The 21,842-nt window shown below is 67.6% G+C and carries 20 protein-coding genes; 6 read left to right on the top strand and 14 right to left on the bottom strand.

What is annotated here, in order from left to right:
• Nucleotides 1–19: 19 nt before the first annotated feature.
• Both rfbD and rfbB read right to left on the bottom strand, forming a co-directional pair.
• A complete protein-coding gene (rfbD, locus tag L3Q65_RS41200) occupies nt 20–907 on the bottom strand; it encodes a dTDP-4-dehydrorhamnose reductase (RefSeq protein WP_182894429.1) in 888 nt (295 codons plus the stop codon).
• Nucleotides 908–935: 28 nt separating this feature from the next.
• Entirely contained in the window at nt 936–1,928 is a 993-nt protein-coding gene (gene rfbB / locus L3Q65_RS41195) for a dTDP-glucose 4,6-dehydratase (RefSeq protein WP_182894430.1), read from the bottom strand.
• A 116-nt stretch (nt 1,929–2,044) separates the two neighbouring features.
• On the opposite strand from rfbB, the gene L3Q65_RS41190 reads away from it, so the two are divergent.
• The 3 genes from L3Q65_RS41190 (at nt 2,045) to L3Q65_RS41180 (ending at nt 5,825) form a co-directional block, all read left to right on the top strand.
• Complete coding sequence (locus tag L3Q65_RS41190) at nt 2,045–3,583, top strand: LCP family protein (RefSeq protein WP_237598064.1); 1,539 nt, start codon at nt 2,045–2,047, stop codon at nt 3,581–3,583.
• Between the two features lie 64 nt (nt 3,584–3,647).
• Nucleotides 3,648–5,099 (top strand): LCP family protein, encoded by a 1,452-nt coding sequence (locus L3Q65_RS41185; RefSeq protein WP_370648148.1) that lies wholly within the window; start codon nt 3,648–3,650, stop codon nt 5,097–5,099.
• 21 nt (nt 5,100–5,120) lie between these two features.
• A complete protein-coding gene (locus tag L3Q65_RS41180) occupies nt 5,121–5,825 on the top strand; it encodes a TIGR03089 family protein (RefSeq protein WP_237598063.1) in 705 nt (234 codons plus the stop codon).
• 13 nt (nt 5,826–5,838) lie between these two features.
• Here the strand turns inward: L3Q65_RS41180 and L3Q65_RS41175 are convergent, their stop codons facing one another.
• Nucleotides 5,839–6,267, bottom strand: a complete 429-nt coding sequence (locus tag L3Q65_RS41175; RefSeq protein ID WP_182894434.1) for a DoxX family protein — start codon at nt 6,265–6,267, stop codon at nt 5,839–5,841.
• Nucleotides 6,268–6,549: 282 nt separating this feature from the next.
• On the opposite strand from L3Q65_RS41175, the gene L3Q65_RS41170 reads away from it, so the two are divergent.
• Entirely contained in the window at nt 6,550–8,454 is a 1,905-nt protein-coding gene (locus tag L3Q65_RS41170; RefSeq protein ID WP_237598062.1) for a translation factor GTPase family protein, read from the top strand.
• Here the strand turns inward: L3Q65_RS41170 and L3Q65_RS41165 are convergent.
• The 7 genes from L3Q65_RS41165 to L3Q65_RS41135 form a co-directional block, all read right to left on the bottom strand.
• Nucleotides 8,390–8,812, bottom strand: a complete 423-nt coding sequence (locus L3Q65_RS41165) for a hypothetical protein (RefSeq protein ID WP_237598061.1) — start codon at nt 8,810–8,812, stop codon at nt 8,390–8,392. The genes L3Q65_RS41170 and L3Q65_RS41165 overlap by 65 nt on opposite strands.
• Before the next feature lie 84 nt (nt 8,813–8,896).
• Nucleotides 8,897–9,832 carry a triacylglycerol lipase gene (locus L3Q65_RS41160; RefSeq protein WP_237598060.1) on the bottom strand — a complete coding sequence of 312 codons (936 nt, stop codon included), beginning with the start codon at nt 9,830–9,832 and terminating at the stop codon, nt 8,897–8,899.
• 75 nt (nt 9,833–9,907) lie between these two features.
• Nucleotides 9,908–10,645, bottom strand: a complete 738-nt coding sequence (locus tag L3Q65_RS41155) for an ESX secretion-associated protein EspG (protein WP_237598059.1) — start codon at nt 10,643–10,645, stop codon at nt 9,908–9,910.
• Between the two features lie 8 nt (nt 10,646–10,653).
• Entirely contained in the window at nt 10,654–12,135 is a 1,482-nt protein-coding gene (locus L3Q65_RS41150) for a hypothetical protein (protein ID WP_237598058.1), read from the bottom strand.
• 3 nt (nt 12,136–12,138) lie between these two features.
• Entirely contained in the window at nt 12,139–12,780 is a 642-nt protein-coding gene (locus tag L3Q65_RS41145) for a DUF3558 domain-containing protein (RefSeq protein WP_237598057.1), read from the bottom strand.
• Nucleotides 12,777–13,250: a hypothetical protein gene (locus L3Q65_RS41140; protein ID WP_237598056.1), complete on the bottom strand. Its 474-nt coding sequence runs from the start codon at nt 13,248–13,250 to the stop codon at nt 12,777–12,779. Before L3Q65_RS41140 ends, L3Q65_RS41145 begins: the two co-directional genes overlap by 4 nt.
• Nucleotides 13,251–13,980: 730 nt before the next feature.
• Nucleotides 13,981–15,138, bottom strand: a complete 1,158-nt coding sequence (locus L3Q65_RS41135; RefSeq protein ID WP_237598055.1) for an acyl-CoA dehydrogenase family protein — start codon at nt 15,136–15,138, stop codon at nt 13,981–13,983.
• 119 nt (nt 15,139–15,257) lie between these two features.
• Between L3Q65_RS41135 and L3Q65_RS41130 the strand changes: the two genes are divergently transcribed.
• The gene (locus tag L3Q65_RS41130; RefSeq protein ID WP_237598054.1) at nt 15,258–16,931 is read left to right on the top strand and encodes a class I adenylate-forming enzyme family protein; all 1,674 of its coding nucleotides are present in this window, start codon (nt 15,258–15,260) and stop codon (nt 16,929–16,931) included.
• 45 nt (nt 16,932–16,976) lie between these two features.
• On the opposite strand, the gene purE is transcribed toward L3Q65_RS41130, so the two are convergent.
• Together purE and L3Q65_RS41120 are read right to left on the bottom strand one after the other, a co-directional pair.
• Nucleotides 16,977–17,474 (bottom strand): 5-(carboxyamino)imidazole ribonucleotide mutase, encoded by a 498-nt coding sequence (purE, locus tag L3Q65_RS41125; protein ID WP_037815998.1) that lies wholly within the window; start codon nt 17,472–17,474, stop codon nt 16,977–16,979.
• 11 nt (nt 17,475–17,485) lie between these two features.
• A complete protein-coding gene (locus tag L3Q65_RS41120; protein ID WP_182894442.1) occupies nt 17,486–18,670 on the bottom strand; it encodes a 5-(carboxyamino)imidazole ribonucleotide synthase in 1,185 nt (394 codons plus the stop codon).
• Between the two features lie 391 nt (nt 18,671–19,061).
• On the opposite strand from L3Q65_RS41120, the gene L3Q65_RS41115 reads away from it, so the two are divergent.
• On the top strand, nt 19,062–19,424 hold the full coding sequence (locus tag L3Q65_RS41115) for a hypothetical protein (protein WP_182894443.1): 363 nt from the start codon (nt 19,062–19,064) through the stop codon (nt 19,422–19,424).
• A gap of 167 nt (nt 19,425–19,591) precedes the next feature.
• Here the strand turns inward: L3Q65_RS41115 and L3Q65_RS41110 are convergent, their stop codons facing one another.
• A complete protein-coding gene (locus tag L3Q65_RS41110) occupies nt 19,592–20,935 on the bottom strand; it encodes a glycosyltransferase 87 family protein (RefSeq protein WP_182894444.1) in 1,344 nt (447 codons plus the stop codon).
• A 52-nt stretch (nt 20,936–20,987) separates the two neighbouring features.
• On the bottom strand, nt 20,988–21,839 hold the full coding sequence (locus L3Q65_RS41105; protein WP_182894445.1) for a hypothetical protein: 852 nt from the start codon (nt 21,837–21,839) through the stop codon (nt 20,988–20,990).
• Between the last annotated feature and the right edge of the window lie 3 nt (nt 21,840–21,842).

Here is a 21,842-nt window from a genome sequence, read left to right as displayed (position 1 = left end):
TTAGAACCGGGATCGCCGCTCACGAGGCCGTGACGTAGGCGTGCAGCGCTTCCCGCCAGTTTCGCAGCGGAGTCAGGCCCGCGTCTTGCCAGGAGGCGTTGGACAGCAGGGAGTACGCCGGGCGGGGAGCTGGTCGAGGGAATTCTTCGGTAGTGCAGGGCTTGACCCGTTCAGGATCCGCTCCGATCTCCTCGAAGATCGCCCGCGCGAACCCGTACCAGGAAGTCTCGCCGCCGCCGGTGCAATGCAGGACCTTCCCGGCAGGCCCCCGGCCGGAAGCGACCGCCTCGGCCAGCTCCCACAGGCCGCGAGCCAAATCAGCCGACCAGGTAGGCGCGCCCACCTGATCGTCCACCACAGACAACTGATCCCGCTCCGACTCCAACCGCCGGATCGTCTCTACGAAATTCGCCCCGGTCTTCCCATAGACCCAACTAGTCCGCACCACCCAGGCCGACGCCCCCGACCCGAGTACCGCATCCTCCCCGGCAGCCTTAGTCCGCCCGTAGGCATTCCGCGGCCCCAAAGCATCATCAACCGCATAAGGCCGATCCCCGTCCCCCGGAAAAACATAATCCGTAGAGATGTGAATCAACGGCACCCGCCGCGAAGTGCAAGCCGCGGCCAACACCCGAGGTCCGTCAACATTCACCGCGAACGCCCGGGCCTCATCCGACTCCGCGGCATCGACCGCCGTATAAGCCGCGGCGTTGATCACCACCGGCACCGCACCAGCAGCCGCGGCCCGTTCGGCCAGCTCGCCGACCGCGGCGATCACCTGGCCGGTAGCCGTGACATCCAGCTCCGCCGACGAAGGCGCGATCACCTCCGTTTCCGGGCCCGCGGTATTCACCAGGTCCCGGCCCAGCTGACCAGAACCGCCGGGCACGAGCACTGCCAGCCGCACCGGCGTACCTCCTACTGCGAAAAGGGTTTCAGGACGTGCCGAGCGCGGCGCGGGCCTTCAGCGGCTCCCACCACGCGCGGTTGTCGGCATACCAGCGCACCGTCTCCGCCAAACCGTCCTCGAACGACACCCGCGGAGCGTAACCGAGTTCGGCGCTGATCTTCGCGATGTCGACCGAGTACCGCCGGTCGTGACCCTTGCGGTCGGCCACTGGTTCGACCATTTCCCAGCCGACGCCGACCGCGTCGAGCAGGCGTTCGGTCAGTTCCCGGTTGGTCAGTTCGGTGCCGCCGCCGATGTTGTAGATCTCGCCGGGACGGCCGCCGTCGGCGACCAGCTGGATTCCGTGGCAATGGTCGTCCACGTGCAGCCAGTCCCGGATGTTCAGACCATCGCCGTACAGCGGGACCTTCTTGCCGTCCAGCAGGTTCGTCGCGAAGAGCGGGATGACCTTTTCCGGGAACTGGTACGGGCCGTAGTTGTTCGAGCACCGCGTGACGCACACCGGCAATCCGTGCGTCCGGAAGTACGAGCGGGCGATCAGATCCGACGAGGCCTTCGAGGCGGAGTACGGCGAATTCGGCTCCAGTACGTGCTCTTCCGACCACGAACCGTCCTGGATGGACCCGTACACCTCGTCCGTCGAGACGTGCACGAACTTCCCGACCTGCGCCTCCAGCGCGGCCTGCAGCAACGTCTGCGTGCCGAGCACGTTGGTGAGCACGAAGTCCGCCGAGCCGAGGATCGAGCGGTCCACATGGGACTCCGCGGCGAAGTGCACGACCAGACCGACGCCGCTCATCAGCTCGGTGACCTGCGCGGTGTCGCAGATGTCGCCTTGCACGAAGCGCAGCCGCGGGCTGTCGGCGACCGGGGCGAGATTCGCCTCGTTGCCCGCGTAGGTGAGCTTGTCGAGCACCACGACCTCGGCGTCGGCCAGCGTCGGATACGCCCCCGACAGCACCTGCCGCACGTAGTGCGAACCGATGAACCCGGCACCGCCTGTGACCAGGACCCGCATCCTCATCCACCCTTCCGCCCGACCGGGCATTCTCGCCACCAGCCTACGGGTGGCTCACTCAAGGGTCGGTAGAGTTCGACAAAGCGCGAAAAGCGCGAGCATCCTGGGGAGGAACAGTGGCCGAATGGCCGGGGACACCGCTGCCGGTGCACCGCGGTCGCGGCGTGGTCGTCGTGCTGCGGCGAGGCGGGAAGATCCTGCTGTCCGTCGTGTCCGTGGTCGTGCTCGCGGTGACCTGGTACGGCTGGCAGTTCATCGGCGACCCGCAGTCCGGCTTCTCCACCACGGCGATTTTCGGCGAACAGCAGCCGCACGCGAAACCGCTCGACGGCGCGATCGACATCCTCCTGGTCGGCCAGGACAGCCGCACCGACGCGCAGGGCAATCCGCTGCCCCGCGAGGTGCTCGACATGCTGCACGCGGGCGAGTCCGACGGCGAAAAGCAGACCGACACGATGATCCTCGTGCACATCCCGCAGAACGGGGAGCACGCGATCGCCATCTCCTTCCCGCGCGACTCCTACGTCGAGATCACCGGCGGCTTCGGCAAGCACAAGCTGAACAGCGCGTACGTCTACGCCTACAACGACACCGCCAAGACACTGCAGGCCAAGGGCAACGCCGACCTCAAGGACGTCGACGAGAAAGCCAAGCTCGCCGGACGCAAGAACCTCGTCGCGACGCTCGAGAAGTTCATCGGCAAACCGGGCATGATCGACCGCTACGCCGAGGTGAACCTGGCCAGCTTCTACGAGGTCACGAAGGCCATCGGCGGCGTGCAGGTGTGCCTCAAGAACCCGGTGAAGGAAAAGAAGTCGGGTGTCGACCTGCCCGCGGGCAAGCAGACCATCGAGGGCGTCCAGGCGCTCGCGTTCGTCCGCCAGCGCTACGGCCTGCAGAACGGCGACCTCGACCGGATCGGGCGCCAGCAGGCGTTCCTGTCCGGACTGGCGAGCAAGGTGCTCTCGTCCGAGGTCCTGGCCAACCCGGTGCGGATCGCGCAGCTCATCGACGCGGTCAAGAAGTCCGTGGTGCTGTCCGCGGGATGGGACCTGTCCGAGTTCGTCGACCAGATGCGCGGGCTGACCGGCGGAAACGTCGAATTCCACACCATCCCCACCGAGGGCAACGCGGTCATGGGCGGCGCTGACGTGCTGCGCGTCGACCCGGCGAAGGTCCGCGCCGAGATCGACCGGCTGACCTCCGACGGCAGCGCCCCGACCTCCAGCAACGCGCCGTTGCCCGGAGCCGCGCAGACCACCGTCGAACTGTTCGACGGCTCCGGCTCGGGTGCCGCCGACCAGATGCAGAGCCTGTTGCAGGGCAAGGGTTTCCAGATCGGCGCCAGCACGAAGCTGTCCACCCGGGCGACGACCGTGCTGCGCTACCACCCGTCGGACGAGGCCGCCGCCGATCTGGTCCGCCAAGCCCTCGGCAGCACCGCACAGGCCGAGCCGGACGCCGACGTCGCCGCCGGGCACGTCCGGGTGATCCTCGGCAAGGACGCGCGCGACACCGCCGGCGCGCCGGCCACGACGTCCTCGGCTCCTCCTGCGGCACCGCCCGCGTCCTCGCCGTCCGGGACCCCTCCTTCCAGTTCCTCGAACTCACCCGCGCCGCTCATCACGGCGGGCGATGTTCCCTGCGTCAACTAGAGTCGAGCACCCAGCGTGGCGGCGCGCCGCAGGCCGTACGCTGGTGAGCGGGGAGGTAGCCGGGGTGAGCGAAAATCAGGACAAACCGGACCGGACGGCGGATTCCGCCGACAGTCCGGCGGTTTCCGACGCCTCGGACCGTGAATCCGACGGAACGCCGGAGCCGAAGCACGCTGCCGCTGAGCCTGCCGCCGAAGAAACCGAACCGGTCACCGAGGCGGCGGCCGACGACGACGCCAAGCCAGTCACCGAGGGCGCCGCAGCCGAGACGGCGGCCACTTCCGAGTGGAAACCCTCGCCGCACCCGCGCGTCGAACTCCCCCAGCCGTCGAACCCGGCACCGCCGCCGGAACCGCAGCGCCGCCCGGGCCGGGCCGCCCGGATCACCCGCCGCGTGGCGATCGGCCTGGTCTCCCTGCTCGCGCTGAGCGGCACGGGCTACGCGTACGTCACCAAGGACAAACTGCAGGACAACGTCGCGACCGCCGACGTCCTCACCCCGCGCGCGGGCGAACCCCCGGCCCCGCCCGCCGACGACGGCGGCACCGACATCCTGCTCGTCGGCAGCGACGCGCGCACCGACCAGCAGGGCAACCCGCTGCCGCTGAGCATGCTGAAGTCGTTGCGCACCGAGGACAAAGCCGGCATCAACACCGACACCGTCATCCTGCTGCGGATCCCGAAGAACGGCGGCAAGGCGTCCGCGGTGTCGATCCCGCGCGACAGCTGGGTCGACATTCCGGGCCGAGGCAAGGCGAAGATCAACTCCGCGTACGGCGTCGCCAAGGCGCGCGCCGAGCAGGAGGAACGCGCGCAGGGCGAGCACGACCAGGCGAAGATCGCCCGCGATTCGGACGCCGCCGGGCGGCGGGCGCTGGTCCAGACCGTGCAGGACCTCACCCAGGCGCGCATCGACCACTACGCCGAGGTCAACCTGCTCGGGTTCTACCTGATCACCGAGGCCGTCGGCGGCGTGCCGGTGTGCCTCAACCACGCGACGTCGGACAAGGACTCCGGGGCGAATTTCCGCCGCGGCGTGCAGACGGTGAGCGGCGGCGAGGCGCTGTCCTTCGTGCGCCAGCGCAAGAACCTGCCCAACGGCGACCTCGACCGGATCAAACGGCAGCAGGCGTTCCTGTCCTCGGCGATGCGCAAGGTGCTGTCCGCGGGCACGCTCACCAATCCGAGCACGCTGAACAGCCTGATGGACGCGGTGCACCGGTCGTTCGTCCTCGACGACAGCCTCGACGTGCTCGAATTCGCCCAGCAGGTCAAGGGCGTCGCGTCCGGCGATCTGACCTTCGCGACGATTCCGGTGATCACCACGAACGGCCGCAGCGAGGACGGGCAGAGCATCGTCGAGGTCGACCCGGCCGCGGTGCGGAAGTTCGTCGCGGGACTGGCCGGACGCAGCAGCACCGGTGGCACAGGAGGCACCGGGGGCGGCGGCGCGGCGGCCGGCGCGGTGTCGCAGAGCCTCGACTCCGGAATCCCGGGCGTGCCCTGCGTCGACTGACGCCGCGACTAGCCTGAGAACATGAGCCTCACCGAGCAGCTGCTGCGCCCGCTTCTTGCCTCGCCGGCGAAACCGCTGATCACGCACTACGACGACCGGGTCGGCAGCCGGGTCGAGCTGTCCGTGGCGACGATGCAGAACTGGGCCGCGAAAACGGCGAACTGGCTGGTCGACGAGTTCGACGTGGAACAGGGCGACGCCGTCGCGGTGCGGCTGCCCGCGCACTGGCAGACCGCGGGCGTGCTGCTCGGCGCGTGGTGGTGCGGAGCCCGCGTGGTCGCGGAGCCCGAGGGCGCGCGGGTCGTTTTCACCACCCCGGACGAGGAGATCGACGCACCGGCCGTCGCGGTCGTGTCGCTCGACCCGATGGGCCGCGGCCTGTCGACCCCGCCGTCCGGCGGAGCGCTCGACTACCTCAGCGAGGCCCGGATGTCCGGCGACCAGTTCTTCCCGATGCAGCCGACGCCAGGCGACACTCCCGCACTCGGTTCCTCCACAGTGGACGAAGTGTGGGCGGAAGCCACCGCACGCGCGGCAAAACTCGGCCTGACCGCGGCAGACCGAGTTTTGTCCACGATGGACTGGACGGTGCCGGACGGCGTGCTCGACGGCCTGCTCGTCCCGCTCGCCGCCAGTGCGCACCTGGTCCAGGTGACGAACGCCGACCCGGCGAAGCTGTCCGCCCGCCGCGAGGCCGAACGCACCACCGCCGACCTGACCGCGTGAGCGCTGGCGGAGGTCAGGCCGTCTGCAGCTCGTTCGCGCCCTCGCGGCGACGCCGGAACAGCACGTGGTCCAGGGACAGCCGTCCGCCGTTGAAGCCCAGCGCCAGCGCGGTGAGGCCGAGCACCAGCACGAGTTCGTAGCCGCCCTCGCCGGTGAGACCGTGCGCCGCGTGGACCGAGATCAGCGCGCCTGCCATGTTGATCGCGTAGCCGATGGCGACCACCGGCAGCAGGAAACCGACGACGAACGCGATCGAGCCGAGCAGTTCGAGCACGATCACGAGGAACGCGGAGACGCTCGGCAGCGGGATGCCGATCTGGCTGAACATGTCGGCGGTCGCCCCGACGCCGCTGTCCCATTTCTGCAGGCCGTGGGCGAAGAACACCACCGCGATGCCGATCCGGCCGAGCAGCAGCGCGACGTCCTTGACTCGAGTCAACATGGAGACAGCTCCCCCGATAGGTGAAAGTTCAACTGACCGGGCCCACGGTAGGGCACTGAACACCGTCGCGGGGGTGTCAGCCAGTGATCGACAGGAAACCGACAGGCACCCGAAAACTCGCTGTACACCGCGCCCGGCCCGGCGGTACGGTGCCGCTGACCGCGAGTGTGCGCTGCTCGCGGCCGTGTTTTCGTGTTCCCGACCCGCGAGGAGTCCCGATGCGCCGACAGTCCGATCGACCCCAGTTCGGCCTGTCTCCCGCATCTGAGGACTTCTGCCCGCATGAAAGCACTGACCATCGGCATCCTGGCGCACATCGACGCAGGTAAAACCAGCCTCACCGAACGACTGCTGTTCGAGACCGGCGTGATCGACCACGCCGGCCGGGTCGACGACGGCGACACCCAGACCGATTCGCTCGACCTCGAACGCAGGCGCGGCATCACCATCAAGTCCGCCGTCGTGGCGGTCAGCACGCCCGGCCACCGGCTCAGCCTTGTGGACACCCCCGGCCACCCCGATTTCATCGCGGAGGTCGAACGCGCCGTCGGCGTGCTCGACGGCGCAGTGCTCGTGGTGTCCGCGGTGGAAGGAGTGCAAGCCCAGACCCGCGTGCTGATGCGCACGCTCGTCCGGCTCAGCATTCCGGTGCTGGTGTTCGTGAACAAGATCGACCGCACCGGCGCGCGTGCAGCGTCGCTGCTGGATTCCTTGCGTACCAAGCTTTCCCCGCAATGTGTCGCGGTGAGCACCGTAACGGGGATCGGCACCGCCAGCGCACACCCGACGCCGCTCCCCTTCGATGAACGACTCGCTGACGCACTGGCCGGAGACGACGCCTTCGTCGAGTCCTATGTGGCCGGTACAGCGTCCTCAATGGATTACCGCAAAGCGTTGGTCCGCCAGGTCGCCGCCGCCTCGGTGTACCCGGTCTTCTTCGGTTCCGCAGTCACCGGCGCAGGCGTTCGCGACCTCATCGCCGGGGTTTACGAACTGCTGCCATCCCGCGAACGGCGCGGCGACGGTCCGCTCGACGCCACCGTCTTCAAAATCGAACGCGGCCGTTCCGGCGAGAAAATCGCTTATGTGCGAATGTTTTCCGGCTCCCTTGCCGCACGCCGGCCGGTTCCTTTCCGACGCTCAGGCACGGAAGGCATCGGCCGCCCCACCGCAGTACGGGTATTCGAACACGGCGCGACCCCCGTGTCCGGCGAGGCACTGGCCGGAGATGTCGCGCGAGTCTGGGGTTTGCCGGAAATCCGGATCGGCGACCGGCTGGGCGAACGCGCCGACCTTTCCCAGGACCGATTCTTCGCCCCGCCGAGCCTGGAAACGCTCGTCTACCCGGTCGATCCAGACCAGACCAGCGCCCTGTACACCGCTCTGACTCGGCTGTCCGAACAGGACCCGTTGATCAGCATCCGCCGGCAGGACCGGGAAATCACCGTCCGCTTGTACGGCGAAGTGCAGAAAGAAGTCATCCGGGCAACCCTCGCCGAAGAGTTCGGCATCGCCGCCGAATTCGAGGAATCGCGACCACTGCTGGTCGAACGTCTACACGGGACTGGACACCGCGTGCGCCGCCCCGCTCCAGACGAACGCGTGTTCTTCTGGGCCACCGTCGGACTCCGCGTCGAACCCGGCCCGCCCGGCTCCGGCACCGACTACCGGCTGGAAGTCGAACTCGGCTCACTGCCGCTTTCCTTCCACACTGCCATCGAGGACACCGTCCACGAGATCCTGCACGAGGGTTTGCACGGCCGGGAAGTGATCGACTGCGCAGTCACCCTCACCGACACCGCGTTCTATCCACCGGCCAGCACCGCCGGCGATTTCCGCGGCATGACCCGGTTGGTACTGCAAGAAGCCCTTCGTGAGGCCGGAACCCGCGTGTACGAACCGGTTCACGCGTTTGAATTGGAAGCCCCGGCGTCCGCGATCAGCGCCGTGCTGCGCAAGCTGATCGAACTGCGCGCAGTCCCCGGCGAACCAGTGATCACCGGCGATCGATGCACTGTGGACGGTCATCTCCCCGCCGCCTCCGCACACGAACTGGAACAAGCACTGCCCGCCCTCACCCAAGGCGAGGGCACGCTCGTCACCAATTTCGCCGAATACCGGCTCAAGCCGGGTGGCGGCGGGCCACGTCGAGTTCCGTCCAGCCGCCGTGGGCGGACAACAGCGTGAGAACGCGCTCCGCGAGGGCCGAAAACCGGCGCAGGTCCTCGTGGAGCGCCTTCGCGCGGGCGGAATCGAGCGGGGCGTGGTCATCCCACCACAGGCAGATGACCGCGCTCGCGCACAACACCAGCGGCTGAACGATGTCCGTGAACTCCGCGGACGGTTCGGCCGTTTCCCGGTACGTGCTCTCGATTTCGTCGCACGCGTCGAGCAGTTCGCGCAACGGACCCACCGCGCCGGACGGGGTGCCGTCCCACGACGCGGTGGGCCACGCGCGGTCGCTCAGCTCGAGCCAGAGCCGCCATCCGGCGACCAGCTCGGCCTCGTCGTGCGGCGTCCAGGTGTCGGGGAGCAGCCAGAACATGTCACCGACTGTGACATCGGCACCGGAGTCCGCACAACCAAGTCGGCGAAAGTGTTCGCGTTTTTACCCCGGGGCGGGGGTATCTCAGCTGATCACCGGGGGCACGAACGTGCAGTTGGGCTTTTTCGCATGCTGCGGGTCGAGCGCGTTGAGCACCTCGCGCTGCGCGATCGGGTCGTAGGTGATGCCGAGGTGGTCGGTGTAGTCGAGCCCGCAGACGTCCTGGAGGACAAGGTTCTTCACGTTGGGCGCGGGCTTGAGGAAGGCATTGGTGTACGGGGTGACAACGTCGTCATACCTGGTCTGGATCACGGTGTAGTCGACGCCCGGAACAGTGTCGCCGCCCGCGTTGAGGTCGTTGAGGAACGCCGATCCGGTCGACTGCTCGTTGCAAGCCGCACAAGCCACGCCGACGAGATCGCGCGCGGGCGGGATCGCCTGGATCGCGGTGAGCAGACCGAACAGGTTGGTGCCGTAATTGGACGGAGACAGCCCGATCAGCTTGCCGATCTTGCTCGCGCCGCCGAGGTACTTGATCCAGTAGCGCGGGTTCATCCCGCCCTGCGAATGCCCGACGACATCAAGCTTCGAGGCCCCCGTGGCCTGGAGAATCTTGTCCCCGAATGTCGCGAGCTGGCCAGCGGTCCCCGCCACCGGCCCCACCGTCTGCAGGAACGCGCCCGGCGACCCGCCGAAGTTCCCCGCGAACACGCAGTACCCCTCGTCGGCGAGCCGCTGGGACAGATTCGCCCAGTTCTCGTACGCGTTGGCCGTGGTGCCATTGGACAGCAGCACCGGGTTCGGATGCTCCGCGGAAGGTTTGCAATCCCAGTCGTTGGCCCCCGGCGGCGCGATCGTCGGCTGCCCGACCGAGTAGATCGCCGCGGCGATGATGTTCGGCTGCACCGGACCGGTCGGTTCTTTCCCGGTTGCCCCCGATGCCACCGCAGTGCCGCCGCCGAGCGCGACCACCGCCGCCGCCAGGAGGACCATGCCCCGTCCGAACGCGCGTACGCCCATTCCGTTTCACCTCTCTGTGAACCCGACGCCTTGGTTAACGCGGAACACGAGAAAGGGAAACGCGGTTACTAGTTTTTATCGCAGACTGGTGAGCGTACGGTTCACCGCATCGATCAAGGAGGCCCGGTTTCCCGGGTAGACACTGATCTGGGCCTCGCCGTCCCGGCTGCTCTGGAAGCTCAACACCCGCCCTCGCCCGCTCAGATCGATGACCGACAACGGCGAGCTGTACCTCCGCTCGCCCCGCCCGTCCCGGATCGCGGCATGCAACTGATGCACCGCAGCACGCGGTGCCCGCATCAGATACCGCAACTCGTCGGCGTCGCCACCTTCCTCCGCGAGCGGGTCCGCACTGCCGCCCCCGTCGTAGTACTCCCGGCTGACCCGCATCGCCCGAACCGCCGCCGGAGGACATTCCGGCATCGCCATGACCAGACAAGCCGCGAGCTCATCCGGCGACACCGGATCCAGCTGAACGAACTCCGAGTCCGTAATCAACCGAACGGCGTCCGGCTTGGTCGCCGCGACGAGAATCGCGCCGTTGTCCTCCTGGTGAGTGCCGAAGTCAGTCCACCCGTACACCTCATGCCGCGCAGTAGCGAGCAGCCTCAACGTGCTCCGCAACGCATCCGCCGTGTCGCCAAGCGCGTTGAGCAGCTCCCGCGTTCGCTTCGCCCGCTCAGCCGCGCCTTCCTCGGTGAGATACATCGGCGTGTCCTCGACCACCACCGGTGCTTTCCCGAGATCCTCCCCGTGCCACAGCGCCAAAAACACCGACCGCGGCATCCGCAGCGGTCTGTCGATGATCGTCATCGAGCCCCTCAACCACCAATCGTCGGGGGTGTAGGGGGCAGCCCCGTGCGGGGGTCGAGGGTCCGCTCGCCGTTCTCGTCGACGAGCGAGAACGCCGAGTCGTCGTCGATTCCGTACTTGCGCTGGTGTTCTTTGTCTTCCTCGCCTTTGCCTTTTCCGGCACCGGCCATGCCGCCCATTCCCGGACTCCCCTTGGCTCCGGCTTTCCCCGCCGCCCCGGCTCCCCCGCCGCGGGCCGCGCCTTCCTCCCCCGCGCCGACACCGGCCCCGGCACCTACGCCCGCGCCACCGCCAAGCCGCGCCGCAATTCCTCCACTGCGGCCTGCGGCTTCGCCTCCTCCGCCGCCGAGCGGCCCAAACCCGCCGGGCGAGGGTGTCCAGCCGCTGTTGCTGTTACTGCTCCCGCCACCCCAGGAGGTCGGCGTCGGTGTCGGCGTCGGCGTCGGCGGAGTCCAGTTCGCCCCGCCAACCCGATCAACCGACGGCGGTGTCCACCCAGCCGTCGAAGTCCCGTCGTTGTCGCCCGGCCGATACCCTCCGCCGCCCGGTGGGACCGTGACACCTCCCGGCGGGAACGACACCCCACCAGGTCCGCCAGTAACCCCAGACCCGCTGCCTCCCGGCCCGCTGGTTCCCGGCCCGCTGCCTCCCGGCCCGTTAGTTCCCGGCCCGTTAGTTCCCGGCCCGTTAGTTCCCGGCCCGTTAGTTCCCTGCCCGCCGACTCCTGGACCGTTGGCTCCCGGCCCACTCGCGAACCCGCCAGAATCCTGCCCAGGCCCCCGATAAGCCCTCTCGTGCGGTCCGGTCTTGCTCTTGGCGTGATCGCCGCCGGAGTCGATCTTGAGATTCTGCCCGTCGAACCCGGACACCTGACCGTAGTTGCTGTTCAGCCCCTGGCCGTTGGCCTTGGCCTGGTCAGCGTACTTCTGATACCGCTCGACGTTGTGGTTGGCAGCGGCGTTGTACTCGTTGATCTGCTTCTCGGTGTCGGTATCCCAAGGAGTCCCCTGGTCCCAAAGATTCTTGTGCGGAGGCACCGGAGGCATCGCCTGCAACGCGATCTTCATGTCGTTATAGCCGTGCGTGGTGTCGACCAGCTTCTGCCCATTGACGACGTAAGCCTGCGCAGAGGTCGAAGACGCGTCGGATAACGGCCTCAGCCGCGCCCGAGCCGCGTCCGCACCGTCGCCAGTCCAGACAGATTCCAGCATGGTGGTGATCTGCTGCGCGTCGTCGCTATTCTGGTTGTGTTCCTGGATCATCTTCTGAACCGTGGAACTACCGTTGTCCCACGACGAAGTCCCCGGCCCCTGCTGAACCTGCTGCACAATCGCCGGCGCCGGAAGGGCTTGATCACCGAGGTTTCCGTGGTAAAAGTCGGAAAACCAGTTCCCCGCGTCCTTGAGCCGGTCGTTGACCCAGTCGTCCGCGTCACTGATCCGGTCGCCGATCCACTGAGCACCCTCGCCGATGAAGTCGAAGAACCCCATCGGTCACGCACCCGCCTTCTGCTTCAGATTGGTGACCACCATGTCAGCAAGGATCGCGGCCGCATCGCACGGGTCTTTCTTGCCGACCTGCGAATCGCCAAGCGAGACTGATGCGTCGACTGTCTTCTGGTCACTGATCCCAACACTGACCTGACAGAAAGACTTCACCACCGATTCTTGCTTGAAGGTCGAGTGAGCCACGGCCGGAAACCCTTGCACAAGAGGAAGCGGTCGCCACAAAGTTGCCTGCGGTTTACTGTTCGCAAAAACCGCGCTGAGTCCGTCAGAAAGCTTAGTAGCGTACAAGACCGTTGCCAGCGCACCAGTCTCGTCGTTCGACCACTGGCATTCCGTACCGAGCGAAGGGTCATCCCTGTGTGCGCCTTGCCGCTTCTGCCCAAGGAGGCTCGCCACTTGGTCTGGAGTAAGCGCGCTATCGCATGGATGCGTCGACAACACCGATGCGGGCAATGGATGTTCCACCTTCGGCGCACCCCCGTACGGCAACGTCTTCCCCGGCGCGGGCGACTGCGCCGGGGAAGACCCGGAACCAACTGGCTGCACAGGCGTTGATCCTCCAGAACATCCCGCCGCGAGCATGACCACCGCCACGCCAGCAACCGACATCGAGAACCGCGCCTTCATCCGAGAATCCCCTTACCCTGATCGCTGTTAGCCGCAGTCTTCACATCCGCAGCCGCCTGGCTATCCGATTCGCCGACAATGCCCAACGCCTTCTCAAGGCGGTCAATCAGTTCCGCCATGTACTGATGCATTGCCTCCAGCGACTCTTTGCCGCTCCCGAAGGCCTTTACCGCCTGCTGATTGAATCCTGTACTGCCCGGATCCGCCGCCGGCGGAGTAAGTCGCGTCAACACCTCCGCGTCCGGGATCATCATCCGCGTATTGTGCTGAAGTCGCTTCGCCCGTTCGAGCAGCGACTGCGCCTCGTCGCGATTCAAGGTGAACCCGGCCCCCGCCTTCGTGGCGGATGCCACCGCGGCAGCGTCCGACACCCCTTTGGCCACGTTCATCGCCGCACCCATGACAGTGATCGGCAACCCGGTCAGCCAGCCGGTCGTTTCGATTGCTGACCCTGGATCGTTCTCAGCCATGCCCGCCCTCCCCTGCATCGCACGCCACTCGACCAGGCATCCAGTCCTGAGGCTCCTCCCGCGGTTACTGTAGCCAACCGCTCACAGCGGGGTGACAGAAACGAGCAAACTCACCCCACTGTGCACTACGCCGAACGGAGCAACCGCACCATCAACGACGCGAGGCCGGGTCACACGCCCCCCTTTGTTTCAGTTTCGCGACTACCATGCCCGCAACTCGTACCGCAGCGTCACACGGATCCTTCTGTGCGTCGACCTCTGCCAGACCAAGGTTAACTGAAACGCCGAAAGTATATTTTTCTCCGATACCGAAACTCATTTGACAGAATGACCTCGCCCTTTGGGCACTGTATGTTGAGTGAACAACTGCCGGAATTCCGATGACACTGCGCGCCGAGTTCAGTCTTATCGTCATGCCCCCGCGGGGTTTTGCACCGGAGCCTCGCCCACCTGGTCAGGCGTGAGAGCGCTATAGCATGGATGTGCTGGCAACACCGACTCCGACGGTGGATGCTCTATCGGCGGAGCACGCTGTCGCGAACATGGTTCCTCCAGTGCAACAGCGGTCAGGCTCGCGAACCGCACCTTCATACGACAGTCTCTCCCCTGTGACACAGTCTCCGCGGCGCAACAGTAGCCAAGTCGCGCACCAGGCGGCGGCAGGTTCGGGCACGAAAAGAGCCCCACCACCCGATCCGGGCAGTGGGGCTCTTCAAGTGATGCCGGAAGCTCAGCCCTTCAGCAGGGCCCGCGCCATGACGACCTTTTGGATTTGGTTCGTGCCTTCATAAATCTGCGTAATCTTCGCGTCGCGCATCATGCGCTCTACCGGGAAGTCTCGGGTGTAGCCTGCGCCGCCGAACAGTTGCACGGCGTCTGTGGTCACCGACATTGCCACGTCGGAGGCGTAGGCCTTGGCCGCTGATGCGGTGAAACCGGCGCGTTTGTCGCCGCGTTCGGAGGAGGCTGCGGAGGCGTACACGAGGTGGCGGGCGGCTTCGATTTTTGTTCCCATGTCGGCCAGCATGAACTGGACTCCTTGGAAATCTGCGATTGCTTTGCCGAACTGCTTGCGTTCCTTGACGTACGCGACGGCGGCGTCCAGGGCGCCCTGGGCGATTCCCAGGGCTTGCGCGCCGATCGTCGGGCGGGTGTGGTCGAGGGTGCGCAGGGCGGTTTTCAGGCCGGTGCCCGGTTCGCCGATGATGCGGTCCGCGGGGATGGTGCAGTTTTCGAAGTAGATTTCGCGGGTCGGGGAGCCCTTGATGCCCAGCTTCTTTTCTTTCGGGCCTACCGAGAAACCTGGGTCGTCCTTGTGCACGACGAAGGCGGAAATGCCGTTTGCTTTCTTTTCCGCGTTCGGGTCGGTTACGGCCATCACCGTGTACCACGAGGATTCGCCGGCGTTGGTGATCCAGCACTTGGTTCCGTTGAGGACCCAGTGGTCGCCGTCCAGTCGGGCTCGGGTTCGCATGGACGCGGTGTCCGAACCGGCCTCTCGCTCGGACAGTGCGTACGACGCTGAAGCTTCGCCCGAGGCGATCGACGGCAGGACCAGCTTCTTCAGTTCCTCCGAAGCGGACAGAATGATCGGCTGCGTGCCCAGTTTGTTGACTGCCGGGATCAGGGACGCGGACGCGTCGACGCGCGCGACTTCCTCGATCACGATGCACGCGCCGATGGCGTCGGCACCCTGGCCGTCGTACTCCTCGCCGATGTGGACGGCGTTGAAACCTGCCTTGATGAGCGCTTCGTTGGCCTCGACCGGGTAGCGCTCCTGCTCGTCGACCTCCGCCGCGTAGGGCGCGATCTCCTTTTCGGCTAGAGCCCGGACCGCGGCCCGCAGTTCCTCGTGCTCTTCGGCCAGCTGATACAGGCCCTCGGCCACCTTCAGTCACCTCTTCTGCAGCGAAACGGGAGAAAGTCCCTCGATGTTAGCCCGCGTTCACTCCGAACGCGGCCGCTCGCTTCTTGTGTCCTCGGCCTCACCGTTCGTATGGTCAAGCGATGGCTGCCACTGCGTCGACCCCGCCGCCCGGATTGCCCGCTTCTCTTGACTACCCCGAGGTGCCGATCAGTTCGGTGCTCGCGGGCGCCGCGACACGCTACGGCGACCGGGTCGCGTTCGCCATGGGCGACGACCAGCTCACGTTCGCTCAGACCTGGCAGGCCGCCTGCCGGTTCGCGCAGGCGCTGCTCGCCCGCGGCATCGGGCGGGGCGACGTGGTCGCCGTGCACCTGCCGAACTGTCTCGCGTATCCGATTGCTTACCACGGCATTCTGCTGGCTGGAGCGACGTTCAGCCCGACGAATCCGCTCCTTCCGCCGGACGACCTCGCCTTTCAGCTCACTGACTGCGGTGCGGCCGCGGTGGTGACGTTTGGACCGGTCTCGGGCACGCTCGCGGCGGTCGCCGACCGGATTCCGGCGCGGCTCACGATCGTCGTCTCGCCTGCTGGCGACCTCGACGAGGGGAGTGTGGAGTTCCGCGAATTCTTCGCTGGCCAGCCTGCGGACAGGCCAGAGGCAGCGATCGACGTCGATACCGACCTCGCTCATCTCGCCTACACGGGTGGCACGACGGGGCGTTCCAAGGGCGTTGAGCTCACGCATCGCAACGTCGTCACGAACACGCTGCAGCACACCTGCTGGTCGACCGGGTCGGTACCGGCGCTCGACGCGAACGGCGACGTGACGATCGACCAGATCGGCAGCCCGGACGAATGGCCGACCCGGCTTGGCACCGGCACCGCGATCAACCTGACGCCGTGGTTCCACGCGATGGGCGTGATCGCGGGGCTCAACGGTCCGCTGCTCGGCGGCGGGACGACCGTGCTGCACGCCCGCTTCGATCCAGCCGCCTACGTCGCGGATGCGGAACGGCTGCAGGTCACGACCATCGGCGGCGCACCCGCGCTGTTCGCGGCACTGCTGGCCACGCCTGCGTTCCACACTGCCGACCTGTCGTCGGTGCGCAACATCGGCTCCGGTGCGGCGCCGATGAGCCACGAGATGATCCGCGCGCTGCACAAGCGGTTCCCGGACGTCGTGATCGCCGAGGGATACGGGCTCACCGAGGTGACGATGGGCGCGGTGATCTCGCCGAGCTACCGGTCCGGTGTGCGCAAGGTGGGGTCGGTCGGCAGGCCGATCTTCGACACCGAGGTCAAGCTCGTCGCGGACGGCAGCGAGGAGCCACTGCCGCCTGGGCAGGAGGGCGAGGTGTGTTTGCGCGGGCCGCAGGTGATGCGCGGGTACCGGAACCGTCCGGAGGAAACCGCCGCCGCGCTGGTCGACGGATGGCTGCACACCGGCGATATCGGCGTGCTCGACGAGGACGGCTATCTGTCCATTGTGGATCGCAAGAAGGACATGCTGCTGTACAAGGGATACAACGTCTTTCCGCGCGAGCTCGAGGAACTGTTGAGCGCGTCGCCGGGCGTGCTGTCCGCGGCGGTGGTCGGACGGCCGAGTCCGGAGGTCGGCGAGCTGCCGGTGGCGTTCGTGGTGCGGAAGCCGGATTCCTCAGTGGACGCCGAGCAGTTGATGGCGGCGGTGAACGAGAAGGTGCTGCCGTACAAACGCCTGCGAGAACTGCATTTCGTGGCGGAGATCCCGGTGTCGGCGGCGGGCAAGGTGCTGAAGCGGGAACTGCGGAAGCAGCTGCCTGACCCGGCCTGAACCGACAGGGTGCGCGGATGCCGGACCGGCATCCGCGTGCCCGGCTTACTTGCCCGCTTTTTCGCGGAGCTTGGCGTCCTTGTCGAGGACGAGCTGCTCCAGGTCCTCCTGGAACTGCGTCAGCTTCGCCTGCAACTGCAGGTCGGCGGCGGCGAGGATGCGGACCGCGAGGAGACCGGCGTTGCGGGCCCCGCCGACGGACACGGTCGCGACCGGGATGCCGGCGGGCATCTGCACGATCGACAGCAGCGAGTCCATGCCGTCCAGGTACTTCAGCGGAACTGGCACGCCGATCACCGGCAGCACGGTCGCCGACGCGACCATGCCCGGCAGGTGCGCGGCACCGCCCGCACCCGCGATGATCGCCCGGATCCCCCGGTCAGCCGCGGATTTCGCGTAGTCCAGCATCCGCTGCGGGGTGCGGTGCGCCGAGTAGACACCGACCTCGTACTCGACGCCGAACTCGTCCAGCGCTTGTCCCGCGGCCTCCATCACCGGCCAGTCGGAGTCGCTGCCCATGATCACGCCCACCTGCGGCGCCATTGTGTTCCCCTTCAGTGGATCTCGTAGCCGTCGAGCCAGACGGCGTGGGACAGCCAGTGCGCGGACAGCAGCGCGCGATCGCGCAGGTCGTCCATGCGGTCGCCGACGAAGTTGACGTGCCCGAGTTTGCGGCCGGGCCGGTCCTGTTTGCCGTAGAGGTGGATCTTCACCTCGGGGAACCGCGCGAACAGGTGGTGCACGCGCTCGTCCGGGCTCATCTGCGGCGAGACGTCCGCGCCGAGCACGTTCGCCATCACGCACGCGGGCGCGATCAGGTCGGTGCGGCCGAGCGGGTAGTCCAGGACGCCGCGCAGATGCTGCTCGAACTGCGACGTGCGCGACCCGTCCATGGTCCAGTGGCCGGAGTTGTGCGGGCGCATCGCCAGCTCGTTGACCAGCAGACCGGTTTCGGTCTCGAACAGCTCGACCGCGAGCAGCCCGGTGACGTCGAGTGTCGACGCGATGCGCAGGGCCAGCTCCTGCGCTTCGTGCACGCGCGACTCGGACAGCCCCGGCGCCGGGGCGAGAACCTCGGTGTTGATGCCGTTCGTCTGCACGGTCTCGACTACCGGATACGCCGCGCCCTGGCCGAACGGGGAGCGCGCGACCAGCGCGGACAGCTCGCGCTTCATCGCGACCTTCTCCTCGACCAGCAGCTCGGTGCCGGCTTCGAGGAGTTCGGGAACGGTCTCGCGGGCTTGCTGTGCGGTGTCGAGCATCCAGACGCCCCGGCCGTCGTACCCGCCGCGCGACGCCTTCAGCACCACCGGCCAGCCGTGCTCGTCGCCGAACGCCACCACATCGTCCACAGTGGACACTTCGGCGAAGGCGGGGCCGGGCACGCCGAGGCCGGCCATCATCTCGCGCATCACGAGCTTGTTCTGCGCGAACCCGAGCGCGGTCGGCGCGGGACGGACGACGAAGCCCTCGGTGGCGAGAGTGAGCAGGTGCTCGCCGGGCACGTGCTCATGGTCGAAGGTGACCACGTCGACCTGGCGGGCGAAGTCGACCAGCGCGTCGAGGTCGGTGTGGTGGCCGATGACGACGTCGCTCGCCACGAGAGCCGCCGCGTCGCCCTCGTCAGCAGCCAGCACCTTCAGCGACTGGCCGAGGGAAATCGCCGCCTGCTGCGTCATGCGGGCGAGCTGCCCGCCGCCCACCATGCCGACGATGGGAAGACCGGTTCGTTTGTCCATAACGCCGCCCAGGTTACTGGGCGGGAGCTGGCGGACCACCGGCGACCTGCGGCGGAGGTGATGGCTGACGGGGTGCGGGCTGATGCCGGGGACCGGGGGGCGTGCACCGGCTGTCGCGGCAAGCGGGGTGCGCTTGGGCCGGGACGGCTGGGGGCGCGGATTAGCGCCGGGAACCCGGCCGCAGCGCGCACCGACCATGGCGGGAACCCAGCCGCAGCGCGCACCGACCGCGGCGGCAACCCGGCCGTGGCGCGCCCACAGACAACCGACCCGACTGGACGCCAGGCGTATCGACCTGACGAAACCAGCCCAGCAGCACCCAGAACCGCCAGCAGGCAACACCCGCGCGCCGAACCCACCCCAGACGGTCCCGCTGCAGCAGGATGGCCGGATGGAATCCGTCACTCTCCCGCGTCCGGTTCTTCACGCCCTCCGGCAAGCCAGCCTCCCCGGCGTGGCCACCGGGATGCTCACCGGCGCGACCCGGCCGCTGACCTTCCCCAAGGGATTCGGCGACGTGCTCGCCTGGCTCTGGAGCACCGACTCCAACTCGGCCGTGATCTACCTCGCCGAACTGATGAAGCAGCTCCGCGAACGGCACCCGCTCGCCAAGACCGTCACGCCACCGTTCCGGTTCGACGAGTTGCTCACCGCGGCGCGCGACTGTCTTCCGGACGACTTCGCGCACGCCGAACTGCTGATCCAGTACACCCGCACCGCGCTGGGCGACTTCTACGGCGGTCAAGCGGAGTAAAAGAGCTCACTATTCGGTTGATCTGCCCGGGCAAACGCCGGATCAGAACGAATGGCCGTGCCCGTCCGCGAGCGAGGCTCCGGACGGCCGCGTAACCACCGCGATCCAGACAGTAACCGCCACCACCGACAAAAACCGCAAACAAGCCTCTGACCAGCGCAAAGAGGCTATGGAGAACCCACGGGTTCCCGCTGAGCCCGGTTGCGGGCACGCCGCTGCAGCCCCCACCGCAAGACCAACGCCACAGCCAGCACCACCGGCATGAGGATGTACGCGTCGCCGAGGATGTTCTGCCACACCTTCCAATGCAGCTCGACATTCCGGCCGTTCGGCAAGATCAGCAGCACGCAGCTGACGAAAACGAACGCCACGAGGAACGTTCCCAGCCACCGTTTCCAGGCGGTCGCGGGAGTGGTTTTCGGCAGTCTGGACACGAGGAGCACGACCAGCGGCGCGACCCAGACCCAGTGGTGCGACCAGGAAATCGGCGAGATCAGCAGGATCCAGAACGCGGTGACGAGCAGCGCGGCCAGCGCTTGGCCGCGGCGGTGGAAGCGGAACATCAGCCACAGGGCCGGGACGGCCAGGACCAGGCCGATCGCGGTCGCGGCGGTCGAGGCCCACGGGGCCAGGTCCGTGGCGCGGTTCATCAGTGCGTTCAGCGACTGGTTGCCCGCCCAGTGCACCGGGCCGATCCGGCCGGTGTCGGGCAGCGTTTTGGTCCAGTATTTCCACGAATCGTGCGGATTGATCAGGAACAGCAGCGCCTGCATGCCGACGAAGGTCGCCAGGCCGCGCAGGGCGTCTTTCCAGCGGCCGGTGACCAGCAGATGGCCGAGGAACACGATGGGGGTCAGCTTGATCGCCGCCGCGAGGCCCACCAGCACGCCGCCCCAGCGGCTGCCGCGGGCGCCGATGACGAGCATGTCCAGCAGGACCATCGCCATCAGGATCAGGTTGATCTGGCCGAGGAAGATCGTTCGCCACACCGGTTCGAAACCGAGGAAGACCAGGAAGAACACGATGGTCGACCGGGCGGGCGAGGCCCACCAGCGGGGGCCGTCGGCGGCCGGGCGGGGCAGCGCGCCGATCGCGATCCGGACCGACAGGGCGAGCGCGGCCAGCGAGACGACGGTCAGGAAACCCCAGGCCACCTGCACCGGCACGAGCGCGAGCGGCGCGAACAGCAGGGCCGCGGTCGGCGGGTAGGTGAACGGGAGCAGCGCCCAGCCCGGTTCGGTGGGCAGCGTGTTCGCGTCGTACAGGTTGTCGCCGCGCAGCAGCTGCAGCGCGCCCGCCCGGTAGACCGCGCTGTCCACGCCGAGGTTCCAGTCGTGCGTCCAGCCCCAGAACCCGATCGCGATCGCGAGCAGCGGGAACACCGCGAGGATGAGCATCGACCGCGGGCGCACGGACAGCCGTGCCAGAGATCGGCGCAGAGCCAGCCGGGGTTGCCCGGATCGATTCACCGGAGCTTCGCCGTCGGCAGCGGAGGGTACGGTCCTGGTCACCACACCAGGAAAGCACGAGTGCGGGAATGCTGGTCAGGAAGGGGGACCGGGGTCAGCTATGCGCCAATTCCGTCAGCAGCTCGCACGCCCGGTCGTGCGTCCCGGGCAACCGCACGGCTGACACGAGCGGACGGGCGACGTCGCGCAGTTGCGGATCCACGGAGAGCCGCTCGTTGAGCGCCCTTCGCAGCGCGACCCCGCGCGTGGCCAGGCGTTCGTTGCGTTCGGCCAGCACCGCGACCGCGGACGGGCCGATCGTCGCGTAGCACTCGCCGGTGTCGAACACGGCTCGGACGGCGTCCGCGGCGAGGATCATCGCAGTCAACCGGGGCCAGCCGGACACCGACGTCAGGTCCAGCGACACGGTCAGCAGCACATTCGCCTCGTTGACCCCGCCGCGGTAGATCTCGCCGAGCCGGGTCCGCAGGTACGCCGCGGACGGCAGGCCGGTGAGCGGATCGGTGACCTCGGTGTGCACGAGCTGGTCGGTGGCGACGTCTGCCCAGGCCAGCGCGGTCACGCGAAGCAGCCGGGCCGGGGTGGCGTCGACATCCGGAGCGACGAATCCGTCGACCGCGTCCGGATCGGCGAGCACCGCGTGCAGAGCGGCCAGGTCGGACAGCGTCTCCGACAACCCCGCGCCTGCCGCGGCCCGCGCCCTGCCCAGTCCGGCCAGCGCGTTCTCCGCGCCTGTCGAACCGTGCCGGACGACAGCCGCGCACACCGCGTCCACTTCGGGCAGTGCCCAGTCGCTCGGGAAACGCCAGCCGGCCGCGAGACTGGCTGTTCGCCAGCGAGCTCGCAATGCCCGCAAATGGCGGTCCCGCTCGAACCGCGCACGCGTCTCGTCCCCCGACGAGTCGCCTGCGGAGCCGAACCGCGCCCCGGTCGCCGGTACGTCCACCGA

The organism is Amycolatopsis sp. FU40 (genome assembly GCF_021903635.1).
Lineage (GTDB): Bacteria > Actinomycetota > Actinomycetes > Mycobacteriales > Pseudonocardiaceae > Amycolatopsis > Amycolatopsis dendrobii.
The sequence above is the reverse complement of the archived record's forward strand: the minus strand, read 5'-3'. Positions and strand labels throughout refer to the sequence as shown.